The 14,739-nt window shown below is 68.1% G+C and carries 14 protein-coding genes and 1 pseudogene; 6 read left to right on the top strand and 9 right to left on the bottom strand.

Going from position 1 to position 14,739, the window contains the following annotated elements:
- Window positions 1-297: 297 nt before the first annotated feature.
- Complete coding sequence (locus tag GA0070616_RS15545; RefSeq protein ID WP_091082572.1) at window positions 298-2,025, bottom strand: hypothetical protein; 1,728 nt, start codon at window positions 2,023-2,025, stop codon at window positions 298-300.
- A gap of 461 nt (window positions 2,026-2,486) precedes the next feature.
- Between GA0070616_RS15545 and GA0070616_RS15540 the strand changes: the two genes are divergently transcribed.
- From GA0070616_RS15540 to GA0070616_RS15530, 3 genes are all read left to right on the top strand, one after another.
- Entirely contained in the window at window positions 2,487-3,350 is an 864-nt protein-coding gene (locus GA0070616_RS15540) for a hypothetical protein (protein WP_091082570.1), read from the top strand.
- Window positions 3,351-3,601: 251 nt separating this feature from the next.
- Window positions 3,602-5,674: a GNAT family N-acetyltransferase gene (locus tag GA0070616_RS15535; RefSeq protein WP_091082568.1), complete on the top strand. Its 2,073-nt coding sequence runs from the start codon at window positions 3,602-3,604 to the stop codon at window positions 5,672-5,674.
- Window positions 5,671-6,102, top strand: a complete 432-nt coding sequence (locus GA0070616_RS15530) for an ASCH domain-containing protein (protein WP_091082566.1) — start codon at window positions 5,671-5,673, stop codon at window positions 6,100-6,102. Before GA0070616_RS15535 ends, GA0070616_RS15530 begins: the two co-directional genes overlap by 4 nt.
- A 45-nt stretch (window positions 6,103-6,147) precedes the next feature.
- On the opposite strand, the gene GA0070616_RS15525 is transcribed toward GA0070616_RS15530, so the two are convergent.
- Window positions 6,148-6,639 carry a hypothetical protein gene (locus GA0070616_RS15525; RefSeq protein ID WP_091082564.1) on the bottom strand — a complete coding sequence of 164 codons (492 nt, stop codon included), beginning with the start codon at window positions 6,637-6,639 and terminating at the stop codon, window positions 6,148-6,150.
- 638 nt (window positions 6,640-7,277) lie between these two features.
- On the opposite strand from GA0070616_RS15525, the gene GA0070616_RS15520 reads away from it, so the two are divergent.
- A complete protein-coding gene (locus GA0070616_RS15520; protein ID WP_091082561.1) occupies window positions 7,278-7,844 on the top strand; it encodes a hypothetical protein in 567 nt (188 codons plus the stop codon).
- 2 nt (window positions 7,845-7,846) lie between these two features.
- The gene (locus GA0070616_RS15515; protein ID WP_091082558.1) at window positions 7,847-8,494 is read left to right on the top strand and encodes a nucleotidyl transferase AbiEii/AbiGii toxin family protein; all 648 of its coding nucleotides are present in this window, start codon (window positions 7,847-7,849) and stop codon (window positions 8,492-8,494) included.
- Window positions 8,495-9,260: 766 nt separating this feature from the next.
- Here GA0070616_RS15515 and GA0070616_RS15510 read toward each other — a convergent pair.
- The 7 genes from GA0070616_RS15510 to GA0070616_RS28840 form a co-directional block, all read right to left on the bottom strand.
- Entirely contained in the window at window positions 9,261-9,716 is a 456-nt protein-coding gene (locus GA0070616_RS15510) for a SitI3 family protein (protein WP_091082555.1), read from the bottom strand.
- Between the two features lie 14 nt (window positions 9,717-9,730).
- Window positions 9,731-10,141: a CdiA C-terminal domain-containing protein gene (locus tag GA0070616_RS15505; RefSeq protein ID WP_091082552.1), complete on the bottom strand. Its 411-nt coding sequence runs from the start codon at window positions 10,139-10,141 to the stop codon at window positions 9,731-9,733.
- A gap of 185 nt (window positions 10,142-10,326) precedes the next feature.
- Window positions 10,327-10,854, bottom strand: coding sequence for a DUF6244 family protein (locus GA0070616_RS15500; protein WP_091082549.1), 528 nt, complete (start codon window positions 10,852-10,854; stop codon window positions 10,327-10,329).
- A gap of 258 nt (window positions 10,855-11,112) precedes the next feature.
- The gene (locus tag GA0070616_RS15495) at window positions 11,113-11,832 is read right to left on the bottom strand and encodes a hypothetical protein (protein ID WP_245712782.1); all 720 of its coding nucleotides are present in this window, start codon (window positions 11,830-11,832) and stop codon (window positions 11,113-11,115) included.
- A gap of 122 nt (window positions 11,833-11,954) precedes the next feature.
- Window positions 11,955-12,536 (bottom strand): RNA polymerase sigma factor, encoded by a 582-nt coding sequence (locus GA0070616_RS15490; protein ID WP_091082544.1) that lies wholly within the window; start codon window positions 12,534-12,536, stop codon window positions 11,955-11,957.
- Window positions 12,537-12,665: 129 nt separating this feature from the next.
- Window positions 12,666-13,817, bottom strand: coding sequence for a hypothetical protein (locus GA0070616_RS15485; RefSeq protein WP_091082541.1), 1,152 nt, complete (start codon window positions 13,815-13,817; stop codon window positions 12,666-12,668).
- 132 nt (window positions 13,818-13,949) lie between these two features.
- Complete coding sequence (locus tag GA0070616_RS28840; RefSeq protein WP_245712781.1) at window positions 13,950-14,297, bottom strand: hypothetical protein; 348 nt, start codon at window positions 14,295-14,297, stop codon at window positions 13,950-13,952.
- Between the two features lie 171 nt (window positions 14,298-14,468).
- Here GA0070616_RS28840 and GA0070616_RS15470 point away from each other — a divergent pair.
- Window positions 14,469-14,738, top strand: a pseudogene (locus GA0070616_RS15470) (hypothetical protein); the annotation flags it as partial.
- Window position 14,739 lies beyond the last annotated feature (1 nt).

The following is a 14,739-nucleotide window of genomic DNA, read 5'->3' as shown; positions in this document are numbered from 1 at the left end:
CCATGACCGTGCCCTTTCGATGGACTCACCCGTTCCACCGACGCCGACCCACCTGCCGGTACGGGCCCATCGACCGGCGCTCGCCACCTGTGCCTTCCGACGGTCCACCCACCGGCGGGGCGGCGGCCAACTCGGGAGCTGGGTGGTGACTCTCGTCGAAGGCCGGAGGCAAGGCGTGCCGTGGGGCAGCGGTACCGCCAGAGACAGGATCCGGCGATCTTGAGTCCAGCTGACTGCACCACGCCCTCGAAGTTGGTGTAACGGGTCGTGTTGGTGCTGGGCGTTGCCCGCATTGGTCTACTCGGGTGCGGTGAGAACCCCTGTGGTGAGCAGCAAGGCTTCGAGTTGGTGCTCGACGAGGGCGGGTGCTTCGGGTCCGCGCAGTATGCCATCGGCGTGTGGGTGGAGGCCGAGAACGGTGACCTGGATGGGTGCGGCGAGTTGGGGGAGCTCGTTGATGCGGCCAGCGAGGAGCTCGGTGGCGGCGGTTAGCAGTTCAGCGCCCCAGCGTTCGGTCGCCTCCTCGCTTGTGTCGACGGTGTCTTGTCCGTCGTAGTTGGTGAGCACGCCGTCATCGGCCAGCATGTCCAGCGTGAGTTCGAGTTCAGCCTTGCCGTCGATGAGTTGGATCTGCCGTGTGACGGGGTCGTAGGCGGCGGTCAGGCAGTGCTCGCCACGACGTAGCAGTGTCTGCTCCAGGCGGCCTTCCCAGGTGGAGTCGGTCAGCTCAGCCCAGCCATGACGCGCGAGTGTCGATGTAAGGTGTTCGAGGACGCGGTCGGCGTAGTCGGGGCCTTCGCCATCGCCGTAGAGCCGGTGGTACGAATCGGCCCAGCGGCCGTGGGTGCTGTCGCCGGCTGCCTCTGCGACGTGTCCTATGGTGACGGCCGGCATGAGTAGCGCTGCCAGCTCCGGGACGTCGTGGTCCGGACATCCGCCCCGGTGGCACCAGTTCTCGCCGGGGCAGGTGAGGTTGACGCGGTGGACCGTGTCGACGGTGTCGGTGCCGTCGGCGGACCGGGTCGCGACGAGGACGTAGCTGTGCAGCGGGCTCGGGACGCCGACCAGGCCTTCGCTCGTGTACATTGCTCCGCCGTATACGAACACCACGACGCCGCTGCGCTGTTCGTCTGCCCACCCGGCGATAGCGGCGTGTGCGAGCGCAAGGGTGGCGGAGTTGTCGCCGGGGTCCCAGGTTTCTAGCGTCCAGCGCGGGCTGTGGCGCCAGTCGCCCACGGCCGCGAGGGCATCAACGACGACCTCGTACCGCTCCGGCGAGTTGTCGATCACCGGCAGCCCACCCAGGGTCGGGCTCGTGGCGAGCAGCTCGCTGGCTACGCCTGGGTCCTGCGCGGCCGGCACCGGCTGGACCGGTTCGGGTGACCACCAGCGCACGTCGTCGGGGATCAGTGACTCGTTGGCCGTCGCGTCGATCGTGATAGTTGTGGCTGGCGCGCCGTCTGCGAGGCCGAGGAACGTGAAGAGTGCGGATTCCCATGCGCCGATGCCGCCGGACACCATGGCCAGTTCGGGGCGTTCCTGTTCGGCGGCGGGGAGCATGATGGTCACCGCGCCGAGTTCGGACAGGGCGGCGATCGGCAGCGGTCGGTCCGGCTCGCGTTCGTCCTCCGGCGGCCTGACCGCTGCTGACGTCATGGGTTTGCCGTCGCGGTCAACACGCGGAATCCACGTCGGCCGCCGCTCCTGACGGCGCCGGATTGTCACGACCTGCTTCAGTAGCTCTTCTTTGGAGGGGTGGGAACGCAGAAATCCGTCCGCGGCCGGTCGGACCAACGCCTCAAGGTCGGACTTTCGGAGCAGCTCGGGGTGTTCCGGTAGGTCGATGAACACCTCAGGAACTGCCGACTGTGCCAGCCGCGCCCGCACTGCGGCGGTGAACTTCGCACGGAAGTCGCCTCTGGTCTCCTCGAACGCCTTCCTGGCCGGCTCCAGATCAACATCATCCCCGGCCACGGTCTCAAGCATCGCCAGCAGCAGTTCGTTCTTCATGAACGCGTTGAACACGGTACGACGATAGGGGACCGGCACGGTCGTCAGCCGCCCCTCTCACGGCGTTGCTGGATGGTTGGACGACGATGACGTTGGCGTAGTCGCAGGCGTTGAGGCAGTCGCTGGTGCAAACCGTGCGGTGCCGTCGAGGCTCTGGCGCAGGCGTGCCAGTTGGGCGGTACGGTCGAAGTCCGAAACCTGCGGGGTGCCTCAGCAGCGCGGCGGCAGACCGCCACGGTGTACCCGTCGGATGCGCTGCTGGATGTGGTGCCGAGATCGGCGCGCCTGGAGGTGTCGCGGCGGCGGCTCATGCGGCCGCAGTGCGGGTCGCACGCCGCCAGGCGGCGTCGGTGAACAGGCGCAGGCCATTGAGGCCGGCGATCACGGAGGGGTCCCGTGTCGAGCGGCGGCGGTACAGTAGCTGCTCAATGAGGGCCTGTGACGCAATTTGCTTGCCACACAAGGGGCTACTGACCATGACGGATAGAGATCAAGTTGAACGTGGCCATCGAGCCGCGCTCCTCGCGTTCCTGCCCCGGGCCCGCCGGGTCGAGGCCCATTCCCTCGCCCAGGACCGTGCCGCCCTGGTCGCGCTGGCGCAGATGACGATGCAAGTTGTCATTGATCCCGCGCGGGAGACGCAGACCGTGGTCCAGGAGCTGCCGCCGGAAGAGGTGGTCGAGTCAGCCGCTGCCCGGCTTCGGCCGCTGATCCTCGATGAGGACCCGACCCATTGGGGGAAGTTCTTCAAGGCGGTCGGGTTCTTCCTGCACGCTGGGCAGGTGCCGCCCTCGGCGATGGAGCACCTGAAGGGCCTGAAGGCGGAGTGGGTAGCGATCAAGCCCCGCAGCGAGGTGCTGCGCGGGTACGAGGTGCATCTGTCGAAGGCCGGTTCGAACGAGTCGCAGCGGGTGACCGACAACGTGCTCGGGTTCGCCTGGCTCTATGGCGACGTCGTGCACAGCGACGCGGACCGGCTCGCCCGGACTCGGTCGTTTGGGGTTGCCGAGCGCTTTCGGGCCGCCGCGCCGCTGGTGGCCCACATCATGGTGCTGACCATCGCCACGCTCAACTTCGCGCGTACCCTGTACGCCAACGGCTGGCTGCCCGTCGAGGATGAGGTCTTCGAAACGCCCGTAGTCGTCTCCGACACCACCTTCCGCCACGAAGGCCGGATCTACCTCGGCGAGCCGCACATCGGCGACGACCCGGTCGTCGTGCCGCCCCCTGGGCAGGATCTGGGCGAAGGCTGGTTACCGATCCAGCAGGTGTTCGGCCCAGGGTCGGACGGCGCGGCCCCGGGCGGCACTGCTCAGTCCGAGACGAGCGCGCCGACCTGAGCGGTGGATCGGACCCTGACCTCAGCCACCATGCGACATGGCGCCTCCCCAGTCGCAGTGGCGATGGTTCTGGCTGTCGTGGTGGCACGCCGTCCGCGTGCGATCGCAGGCACCGGACTACTTCGCCCGGCTCGCCGATGGCGGTGGCGTGTTCGTCAACGTGCACCCGCCGGCCGGGCCAGCGCCACGAGGCCCTGGCGACGTAGCACCGAGGCCTTCACACTTCACAGTGGATCGTTGACACTGCGTATATGCTGGCAATGGGGAGTGCCGACAGTCCCACCTCGATCGATTTGGTGACACCGGGCCCGCAAGATCGGGAAGCTATCGACGCGGCCATCCAGCTCGGAAACGCTGCCCGCGCGACTCTCGGTCACATGCCGTTCTCCGCTTACGATGACGCCGCCGTCAAGGGCACCCTGCTGGTGGCCCACGCCGGCGAACGGGTCGTGGGTTACGCACTCTTCGCACTGGCACGTCGACGGGTGCGGCTCAGTCACCTATGCGTCGACCCCGATTGGCGCGGCAAGGGGATCGCCCGGCTGCTTGTCGAGCGAATCAGCGATCTCCACCAAGATCACCTCGGCATCGCTGCGCGCTGTCGGCGTGACTACCGCCTTGGTAAGATGTGGATCCATCTCGGCTTCGCGCAGCGCGGTGAACGCCCAGGCCGTGGAAGCAGCGGAGAACCGTTGATCGACTGGTGGCGGGACCACGACCACCCCAACCTGCTCTCCGCGGACGCTGACACCGTCCTGGTCCGAGCGGCGATCGACATGAACGTGGTGCGTGACCTCACCGAGGCCGGCCGCACCAACGCCGACGAGTCGCACGCGTTGCTCGCACCGCACCTGGTGGGGCTCCTGGAGATCGTCCGCACCGCGGCGCTGAACACCGAGATCGACCGGCTGGACAGCGATCTTCGCGCCCATTGCACCGACCGGGTGCAGACGTTCCCCTCGGTGCGTTCCGATCCCGCCGCGCGTGCCCACATCATCGACGAACTGCAGCGATACACGCGCCCGCTGGATCCCGCGAACCCGAGAGACACCCAAGACCTGCTGGACCTGCAGCACGTCGGTGATGCCATCGCCGCTAACCTGAACGTCCTCGTCACCAACGACCAGAACCTCACCAGGATCTACCGGGAGGTTGCCGAGCGACACGGCCTGCGCATCATGCGACCCGCCGACGTGGTCATCCACATCGACGAGCTAGCGAACGCCGAGGCCTACCGTCCGGCCAGCCTCCTCGACACCGGCTACGTCGAGCGACGCCTGCGCAGCGGCGAGAACCAGACGATCGAAGCGCTGCGCAACCACCGTTCTGGGGAACGGCCACGCCAACTCCAGGGCGCCCTGAACAAGCTCGCCGTCAGCGGCGCCCAACGGCTGGGCATCTACCAATCCACGGGCGAACTCGTCGCCGCCTACGCCACCACCGAGTCGTCCGGCGTCCTACGAGTGCCGCTGCTGCGCGTGGCGAACCAGCCACTCGCCGACACCCTCGCCCGGCAGCTGCTGTTCCGCCTACGGCAGTCAGCACGAGACGCCGCGCTCCCCATGATCCAGATTACTGATCCCCACATGTCACCCCAGGCGCGACTCGCTGCGGTCGACGACGGTTTCCAGGAAACCGACGGCACCCTCTACGGCTACGCAATCGCCACAGTGGGCCCCGCCGCGGAGGTCGAGCGGGCCGCGATCTCCGCTGCGAAGATTGCCGGACTGCCCGCACCCGCACCGCTACGATCTGGTATGCCCGCCGTCGCCGCCGCCGAACTCGAACGTATCTGGTGGCCGATCAAGATCGTCGACAGTGAGCTGCCGACCTACCTCATCCCCATACAGCAGCCCTTCTCAAGCCAGTTGCTCGGCGTACCCGCCAGCATCTTCCCGCGACACGACGCCCTAGGCATCAGCCGGGAACACGTCTACTACCGCAGCCCCGGCGGCACCAGGCCGCAGGCTCCCGCACGGCTGCTCTGGTACATGAGCAAGGGCGGCACCACCACCCAACAACCAGCGGCCATCATCGCCTGCTCCCAACTCGACGCCGTCGTCACCGCCCCACCGGACGACCTCTACGACCGCTTCCAGCACCTCGGCGTCTGGGACAGAAACACCGTGCACAGAGTCGCCCGCAACGGCCACGCACAAGCCCTACGGTTCACCAACACCGAGATCTTCCCGCGGCCGATCTCCCGGCAAACGTTCCGCCGACTCGCTGCCACACACGGCGGCCCGGCCACCGCGCCGCAACAACCAACGCGGATCACCGCCGCGCTGTTCGCCGCCCTCTACCAGGAAGGCCGAGCCCGATGAACCATCAGCGCACCCTGCTGCTCTCGCTTCGCCCCCGCTTCGCCACCGCCATCCTGAACGGCACCAAAAACATCGAGATCCGACGACGCCCGGTGAACGCCGCCCCAGGCACACCGATCATCCTCTACGCCAGTTCCCCACAGATGGCCATCGTCGGCACCGCCCGACTCGGCGCCACCACCGTCTGCGCCCCCGACGACGGATGGCGACGCTTCCACCAGCAGTTCGGCCTCAACCGCGATGAATACGACACCTACCTCGATGGCGCTGTGAACGCACACCTTCTGCACCTCACCACCGTCAACCGCCTCAACGAGCCGCTACCGCTGCACCACCTACGCGAGCAGGCACCCTTCCGCCCTCCACAGAGCTTCCGCTACATCGCCGCAGGCGATCCCGCCGGCCTACGGGACCTCGTCACCACCTGAGCACACCGGCCGACGCATGCGTCCGCCCTCCCGGGAGGCCAGCCGCTACTTGCCAGCGGCGACATCGACAGCGAGCGCGACGAGGGCCGTGACCGCCTGGAGCACGCCGAAGCCCAAAGCCCACAACGCGATACGGGCTTCGAGCGCCATGCGCCTGCCAGGCGTCTGGGTCACCACTGGCGACGCGACACCCTGGACGGCTGGCGGTGTCGGAGGTGACGGCACAGGCGCGAACGACGGCGGAACGATGTGCAACCGGTGAAGCCAAGGATCCAGCCAACTTGCAGCGCCGAGATGGCGAACCCAGGCCACCGTCTTCTGCCGCTTGTGCTTTGGGCAGCCCACGAGAACCTTGCCGTCTTTCATGCAGGGCCTGCGGGTGGTCTTGGTGATGACGAGACACTTGGCGTCGATCCTGAAGCCGAAGTAGTAGCAGACGTACAGCACGCCTATCGACGAGAAGAACAGAATGCAGACGACGTTCTCCCAGAACGTGGGCTGCGCGACGGGCTCCGGATTCGCTGCCACGAGAAGCACGACACTGCAATCTACAGCAGGCGACCAACCAGCCTCGGAACGTGAGCGTCTCACGGAGGCTCATCGACCGCTGCCGTCCGGCGCTCGGTACGCGCTCGCAGCGACGACCAGTAAGGGTCCTTCGCGCCGGTGGTTACCAGCCGTGGTGGTGCTCCGTTGGTGCTCGGATGTTCGGAACCTGACCAGCACGCTTGGAACAGGACCAGCACAGCACGTCCTGCACGGCCGATCGCCGTCTGCGGAAGGTTGGAACCCCGCTCCCGTCATCGCCCTGACCAGCAGACACGCGGTCGTCTGTTTTGGCATTTATAAGCGCGCAGCAGCACACATGCTGCTCCGCCTACGCAGCGTAGAGAGCATCTGACGGGTTCGGACTACGGATCAGAAGGTTCGGGCCAGGGTTGCATCGGATGGGACGGAGCAACGAGGCCCTGTCCACTGCGGTCCGACTCCTGACGGTTGGACCATTACGAAACACCGCCTGGCTGATCTTTAGCAAGCGACCACAGCAACACCCTGCCGCGACCGGCATACATGAGCAGATGAATGGAAATCCGCAGGTCATCAGCCTTCGGACACAGATAGACCACCGCCTTAGAAGCCAAGCGCGCTGGGCCTAGCCTGGTAGGCTAGCGGTCATGGGCCGGTTCTCTGAGGATGAGTTGCAGGCGGTTGTCTCCCGGTATGAGGCGACGCGGGCCGCCGCGTTGACCGAGCGAGACGAGCAACTGCGGGCGTTTCACGCTGCCGGCTGGCGGCCGGTGGATCTGCAGCGCGTCACCGGATACAGCCGAGAGACCATCCGCCAGGCGCTCCGACCGGAAGTCCGGCGGGCGACCAACATCAACCGGCGCCGGACATCACCCCAGCCGCCAGCGGACTACCGGCCCTACGGTGACCGGCGGCCCTACGTGGTGGCCGAGACCCTCGCCGCACTGCACGGCCCGACCGAGGGCACAGTGACGCTTCCGCGTCACCTCGACTGGTCCGGGCACGCCGAATACGACCTTGACCGGCCCGCACGCCTGGGCAGCATGTACAAGGTGGTGCTCACCGAAGCCAGCACGGTCGAGGATCTGGATACCTGGCTCGACGCCGACCTCCTTCGGCGGCTCTGGCCCACCCTCTGGCTGCCGCCCCAGCTCCGCCGGCGCTGGGAGGAAGCCTTCCCCGAACTCGCCGCGACCCGCAGTGACGCGGCGTAGCGGTGGACCCCTTCCATGAACGCCTCGCCCGTACCGGGCTCGGGGCGGCCGATCGATACGGTTTCGCGCTTGCCGGCGGTTACGCGGTTCAGGCCGCCGGGCTCGTCGAGCGGCCCAGCGAGGACGTCGACCTGTTCACCGCCTGGGACCGCCGCGACGAGTTCGCCGCCGCGGTGGCCGCCGTCGTGCAGGCCTACCGGGAAGACGGCCTGACCGTCGAGACCGAGCGGCAGTACGACACGTTCGCCCGGCTGGCCGTCACCGACAGTGTGCGGGTTTCCAAGGTCGAACTCGGCGTGGACTGGCGTGCCAACGAACCGAACCTCATGGCGATCGGACCGGTACTGCACCCTGACGACGCGGTCGCGAACAAGATGAGTGCCCTCTACGGACGAGCGTTCGCCCGGGACTTCATCGACATCGACGCCACGCTCCGATCCGGCCGCTACACCCGCGACGCCCTCCTCGCCCTCGCCCAACGCGCCGACCGTGGCTTCGACCGGCGCATCTTCGCCGACGCCCTCGGACAAGCCGCCCAGCTCGACCCCGACGACTTCGCCCGATACGGCGTCACCGGCCCAGCGCTGGACGATCTCCGAAGCCGGTTCGCGGAGTGGCGCCGCGAACTGCTCGACGACGAGGAACGATGATCGGCCCCGACTCGCGGCTACGTCAAGCCGGCACCCATAGGGCCCACAACGTTCCAGATGATCTTCGGCAAGCGATCGCAGCGATCCCGCGAAGCGACCGGCACACAACGGGGACGATAGGAAAGCCGCAGGTCATCGGCCTGCGGACACCGGCGGAGCGTCGGGTTAGAAGCATGGCCTGAGCAGGACTTACGCCCGTTCTGCTGATCTTCGGCAAGCGAGCACAGCGACGCGGGTGTGCGACCCAATAAAGTGAAAGCAGAATAGGAACCCGCAGGTACTGAGCCTCTGGGTACAGATAGACAACGGTCTTAGGAAACCGATGCTCTATCCCCTGAGCTACGAGGGCGCGAGGGCCTAGTCTAGCGACTTGGGGGTTCACCTGGGGTGGCAGGGAGTGGCCCACGTTCACCCGCGTCACCCGGATGCCCGTTTGCCCAGCCCAGGACCACAGCTCGAGCACACGTACCCCGGTTTGCGACCGGCGGTCGGCCGCGGTGACCCGCGTTGGCACCGGCTGACCCGGGTTGGCATCTGCTGGAGAGCACACACCGCGCACATCATCGAAGATCATGTGGGGCTGCCCGCTCCCCCGGCTGGGCGTCGCCTCCCACGGGGATTCCGGCCAGGTCGCGATCAGCCGCGCGGCGGCCCGGTCGTCGTTGTCGCGGGTCAGGTCCGCCGGGTCGAGAGGCGACGTCGACGTCGCGCACGGACGGCGGGTCGAAGCCGCGTCGTCCGTCAGCGGGTCACCCACGCGGTTGGCTCACGGGGTGATGAGGTCGTCTATGCCGTAGTGGCTCCACCATGTAGGCCGGTGTCTACGGAGTTCGCCCGCGGTGCGGGTCAGCAGGAGCCAGTTGCCGTTCTGGACCAGCGCCGCGTCCTCCTGCCGGGCGGCCAACACCCGGGCCACGGCCTTCATCATGTTCGGGATCCCCTTGTCGACCAAGTCGTCTGCCCGCATGGAGAAGTCGATGTCGGCGTACGTCTCAGGCTCCCACTCCCAGCGGGCACCGTCGTCGCCCTCGGCATCGAAATAGCCCTGGCTCCCTGAGGAGACGGTCAGCGCGTACCCGCGGGTGTCGTAGAGGCGGGCACTGAACAGCCGCGGGTTGGTGCCGCTCGGCCTCGGCTTCTCGGCGGTGTCCGCCGCCACGAGATCAGCGACGTGTTCCAGGGGAAGGTCACCGGCCAGGGTCAACCTGAACTCGACAGCCATCTCTGCGCCTCTCCTCAGTCTCGACGGACGATCTGCACGATCGCGCCACTGGGCGTTACCGCGACGAGTTCCTTCAGCTTCTCGACCGGCCAGGTGTCGAACTGTGTCCGCAGGGCCGCGAGGTCTCCGTGCCAGTCGTGCAGGTTCAGCACCACACGTTGGGTCTGCTCCTTGTCGACCTTGGCGCGGACCTCGCTCCAGACACCCCGTACCGGCTTGCCGAGAGTGGGCGAATAGCAGTCGAACACGTGATCTTCGATCAGGTAGTCCGGGTCTTTGTTCGGGTTGCCGGAGTCGCCGGTCCGGAGCCGGGCGTCGGCGATCTCCTGCCTGGTGGGGTTCTGGTGGACCCGGTAGCTCCTGCTGGCGACTATATCGGCGCATTCGTTCTCGAGCTCCAACGGACGCCGCCCTTCGTCGTCCAACCGGGGCGGGATTCTGGTTCTCGGACCGGTCGGCGTCCCGCCCGGGACTCCGGTTGGCTGCCTGGCCCAGGGCGTACCGTGGCCGTGGTCAGCTGATGGGGTGTCGCCGGCGGCATGAGGTGTCGACGGCGGGTCACCGCGCTCGGAAGGGGTGGGGCTGGCCGGTGGGTGACCGCCAGCCAGCGTCAGTTTCCCGACGACCCCAACTGCCGGGCCTGCGCGATCGCCGCCTCAACGGCCTGACGGGCCCCGCCGGTACGCGCAACGACCAGCACCAGAACCTGCTTGATACTGTCCAGGACCTGCAGCAGCGGCCCGGGCTGCCCACCCTGCAGAACCATGGCGACGAGTTGCTGCGCCTCACCGACTCCGGTGATGGCCCCAGCCGCCGCGTCACGAGCGGCGTCCACGGCACTCTGCACCGGCACCAGCCCAGCGATCGTCTCCTGCGGGCTGGCCTCGTTCGGCACCGCCGCGATGGCCTTCGTCGCCTCACCGATCGACCCGGCAAGAGTTCCCAGGCCGACCTGGATGCCCGTAATCGCGTTACGCACCCGCGCCACACCCGCCGCCACTGCCACGAAGCCCGCGCCCGCGGCCCGCAACGCCACCTCCTGCGCCTGACCGTCAGCAGCGGCTGCCAACCCCTGCGCGCGTTCCACCCCAGTCATCAACGCGCGGAGCTCACCGGCGATCTTCTCGACCTGCGACACGTGGCCGGCATCTCCAATCGATGACAGTGAAAGTGCTCGACAGCTGAACCTACTGGGCTCCCCGCTAGGCCATCAGGGCAAGCCATCTCAGATGTCACCGATCGGTGCAGCAGACCCCCGGCACCCGTGATCCACGCCCTGGAGCGCGACCCCGTGGCCAATGCCCGCAGGTCCACCCCGACGAGGACGCGCTGCCACCGGGGCTGGTCCGCGAGTGACGACCCACGTCCCGGGGCAGCAGTCACCCTCCGATCATGGCTAACGCCCCCACTTTTCGGCAGGACGGCAGCCGTTGGTCGGTTTTCCGTAGATCCGCTTTCCGTCCGGGCCCGTATAGCAGTACTCGAGCTGATCTTCGGCTTGGAATAGCGGACGCCTGTCTATCTCCGTCCCCTTGGCGTCGTAGCTGACCAGTTCAGGGTCGTTGCCGGCCTTGAGCCTTGCGTCGCTGGTCATCAGGCCGAACGCGCCTTCGGAAAGTCGTGCTGTGGTGGTGTGGCCGTCGCCGTGGTCGAGCACGAGCCGGTGGACGCGGCTGCTGACCCTGCCGCTGACGCTGACGTCCCCACCGTCGGCCTCGGTGGAGGTCAGCAGCAGCCGCTGCACCGGCCCGGGCAGCCAATCTCCGTGCGGCCAGGGATCGGTGGCGCCCCCGCCGGACTCGCGGCCCGTTCCCGGCGACTCGACGTCACAGGTGGCGTAGCCGACGTCGTTCATGAACAACACCAGTGCGCGGTCACCCCGCTCGATGGCCACCGCCAGGTCGGCCAGGGACACCGGGACGGCTTGCTCGCTCGGGTCCTGCCGCGTCTGCCGTTGCGGGGAGTTCCACCGAAGGCACCGCTCGGCCGCATCCCGCAGCGTCGGCGACAGCTCCCCGGCCCCCATGGCCAACACCTGCACGGTCGAGCGCTCCGGCCGGTCCCACACCACCGCCGCGGCACCAGATGCCACGGCTAGCAGCACCGCCACGGCCACGGCGATCCTCAGTCGGGGAGTACGCGCCGGAGGCGGGCTCGCGAAGCCGAGGATCCGGGCCCGCATCGCGTGCGCCGACTTCGGCGGTAGGTCCCGCTCCGCGGGTAGGTCGAGAATGTCGTTCACCGCTTCCCCTCCTGAATCTCCTCGGGCAGCAGCCGCGCCAGACGGCTGCGCGCCCGACTGACCCGGGACCGCACCGCCACCTCGCTGATGCCCAACACGGCTGCCGCGTCCGGGTACGACACGCCGGACCACAGGCACAAGGCCACCGCCTCCCGCTCGGCCGGTGACAACTGGCGGACCACCGAGAGGACCTCGGTCATCTGCCGCTCGTCATCGAGCCGCGCGGGAACCTCGTCTGCGAGGTCACCATCGGCGTGCCGCTCCGCCGGTAGACGCCGCAGCAGCGCCAGCCACCGGCGCGCCGACCGCCACTCGGAGCGGACCGCGTTGGTGGCGACGACCAGCAACCACGGCAGCGCCGAGCCATCCACCAAGCGGGCGTCGTGGCGGCGGCGCCACGCGACGAGGAACGTCGCCTGGGTGACGTCCTCGGCCGTCGACCACGACCCGGTCAGCCGGAACGCGTGGTTGTAAACCGAGCGGGAGTACCGGTCGAAAAGCCGGCCGAACGCCGACTCGTCACCGGCGACGATCGAAGACCACAGGTCCTCGTCCGACGGCCAAACATGATGCCTCACACCACACTATGGCCGTCAACGCCGGCCCTGTTGCAGGCCGACGGTCATCGTCTGAGGTCGTGGCGCCGGCGCGAGAGCCGCAGCTCGGGTAGGCGATGGTGGCCAGCCCACCGGGCGGCGGACCAGGCGTCAGGTGTCGAGGCCTGCGAGGTTGAGGCGTTCGAGCAGGCTGGGCTTGCGGGCGTGCGCCGCCCGTAGCTCGGCCAGCCGGTTTCGGAACGATGAGGTGTTTTCGTCGCGTTCGCCGAGGTCGCGCAGGTCGACGAGGAGTTGTACGGCGGTGTCGTACTCGCGGGGTTTCTTCGTGGCGATGAGTGCGTTGACCCGTTGCCAGGCGGCGGGTTGGTCGACTGCGAGGGTGTCGAGGTGCCGTTGCCGGGCGGCTGCGGCGGAGCGTTCCCGGCGGACCCGGTCGCGTTCACGCTGCTCGGCATCCCGTCGTTCCCCCACGGCGCGCAGGTCCGCAGCGGCTGCGAGCAGTTGACCGGCAGTACGGATAGCCGTCGGCGTGGACGCGTCGGCGGGATGCCCGTCGCGGTAGCGGCGCAGCAGTCGGCTGCGCAGGTAGCTGTCGCCGCCGGTGATCAGGTCGGCCAGGATGGCGTCCTTGTCCCAGGCGGGCAGCCCGACGACCCACGTCCGTAGTTGCGCTGCGGTCGGTTCACTCGAGGCGGCCTGCGCCAACCCGGCCGCCGCGGCCGCGATCAGGTCGGTGTCGATGCGCAGGAACTCGGCGACGGCGGTGAGGGGCGCGTCGAGGGCGCCCAGTCCGGCGGGGACAGGCGGTTCGCGCTCGTCGTCGGCGATCTCCTCGGACTGTACGCAGCGGAGCCAGGCCAGGTACAGCAGGCGCAGGTCGCCGGCGGCGAGGCCGGCCCGGACCGGAATGATCGAGGTAAGCAGACCGTGGCCGTCCAGATCCCACTCGTCGGCGCCGTCCTCGTCCTCGTCGTGCAGGTCGATGATGACGTGCTTGCCGGCGGTCCACGCGGATGCGCTGTCACCCTGGCAGTACTGGGCGACGGTGGCGGGGTCGAGCACGTGTTTCGGTAGCCGGAGCATGAGCTGGTGGGTGCCCCAGTTCGCCAGGTACAGGTGTGCGTCGAAGTATCGTTCCATCAGCTTGCGCGGGTCGCCCTTGAAGTTGCCCCACTCGTAGGTGTTGACAAGGCTGGTGGCGGTGATGTCGGCCCGGGTCGACAGCGACCGCAGCTCGGCCCGCTCCCGAACAGTGAGGGGTCGGTCGACGGCGGTGAATTCGTAGTACTGGTACTCGCTCATCGTGGCCTACCTTCCGGCCCAGTGCCGGTAGGCGTCAATCCCTGACCGACGAGGAACAACAAGGCACCCTCGCGGCAGCGATGCACGCCGACGCCGGACCCTGTCGAGCCCTGTTCATCCACGAGACCACTTTCAACCCGGCGACGTCGACCTGGATGCGCCCGGCGCGCTCGCGAGGTACACCGAAGGCTGGCCCTCGACGAGCCCCGCAACACATAGATCACCGACGATGTCGCCGCGGCCCTGACCCGCGGTCGCAACTGTCTCGTCCTGACCCGCCGGGTCGCCCAGGTCGAGGCACTCACCGCTCTGCTCGCCGCACGCGGGCACCAGGCGCTCGTGCTCCCAGGCGCGATGAGCAGCCGCGAACGGCGGACCATCGTCGACCGGCTCGACGGCGCCAAGGCCGGCGACGGTCTCCTTGTCATCGGCACCACACCGTTCATCGGCGAAGGCTTCGACGCCCCCCGCCCTCGACACCCTCTTCCTCGCCGGCCCGATCTCCTACGACTGCCTACTCGTCCAATGCGCCGACCGCGTCATCCGCGCCGCGCCCGGCAAGGACCTCGCCGAGGTCCACGACTATCACGACCCGGCCACACCCATCCTCGCCGCCTCACTCCCACGCCGCATGCCCGGATACCGAGCACTCGGCATGGCCCGACCGCGGGCACGGTGACGCTTCCGCGTCATCTCGACTGGTCCGGACACGGTGAGTACGACCTGAACCGGACCGCACGCCTGGCCAGCATGTACAAGGTGGTGCTCACCGAAGCCAGCACAGCCGAAGATCTCAACACCTGGCTCGACGCCGACCTCCTCCGACGGCTCTGGCCCACCCTCTGGCTGCCACCCCAGCTCCGCCAGCGCTGGGAGGACACCTTCCCCGAACTCGCCGCCACCCGCAGCAACGCGGCATAGC

Source organism: Micromonospora nigra, assembly GCF_900091585.1.
Classification (GTDB): domain Bacteria; phylum Actinomycetota; class Actinomycetes; order Mycobacteriales; family Micromonosporaceae; genus Micromonospora; species Micromonospora nigra.
The sequence above is the reverse complement of the archived record's forward strand: the minus strand, read 5'-3'. Positions and strand labels throughout refer to the sequence as shown.

Excerpts from the sequence above, each read along its gene's own strand:
- GA0070616_RS15540 (WP_091082570.1), top strand. The coding sequence starts at position 2,487 with ATGACGGATAGAGATCAAGTTGAACGTGGCCATCGAGCCGCGCTCCTC.
- GA0070616_RS15535 (WP_091082568.1), top strand. The coding sequence starts at position 3,602 with ATGCTGGCAATGGGGAGTGCCGACAGTCCCACCTCGATCGATTTGGTG.
- GA0070616_RS15530 (WP_091082566.1), top strand. The coding sequence starts at position 5,671 with ATGAACCATCAGCGCACCCTGCTGCTCTCGCTTCGCCCCCGCTTCGCC.
- GA0070616_RS15520 (WP_091082561.1), top strand. The coding sequence starts at position 7,278 with ATGGGCCGGTTCTCTGAGGATGAGTTGCAGGCGGTTGTCTCCCGGTAT.
- GA0070616_RS15510 (WP_091082555.1), bottom strand. The coding sequence starts at position 9,716 with ATGGCTGTCGAGTTCAGGTTGACCCTGGCCGGTGACCTTCCCCTGGAA.
- GA0070616_RS15485 (WP_091082541.1), bottom strand. The coding sequence starts at position 13,817 with ATGAGCGAGTACCAGTACTACGAATTCACCGCCGTCGACCGACCCCTC.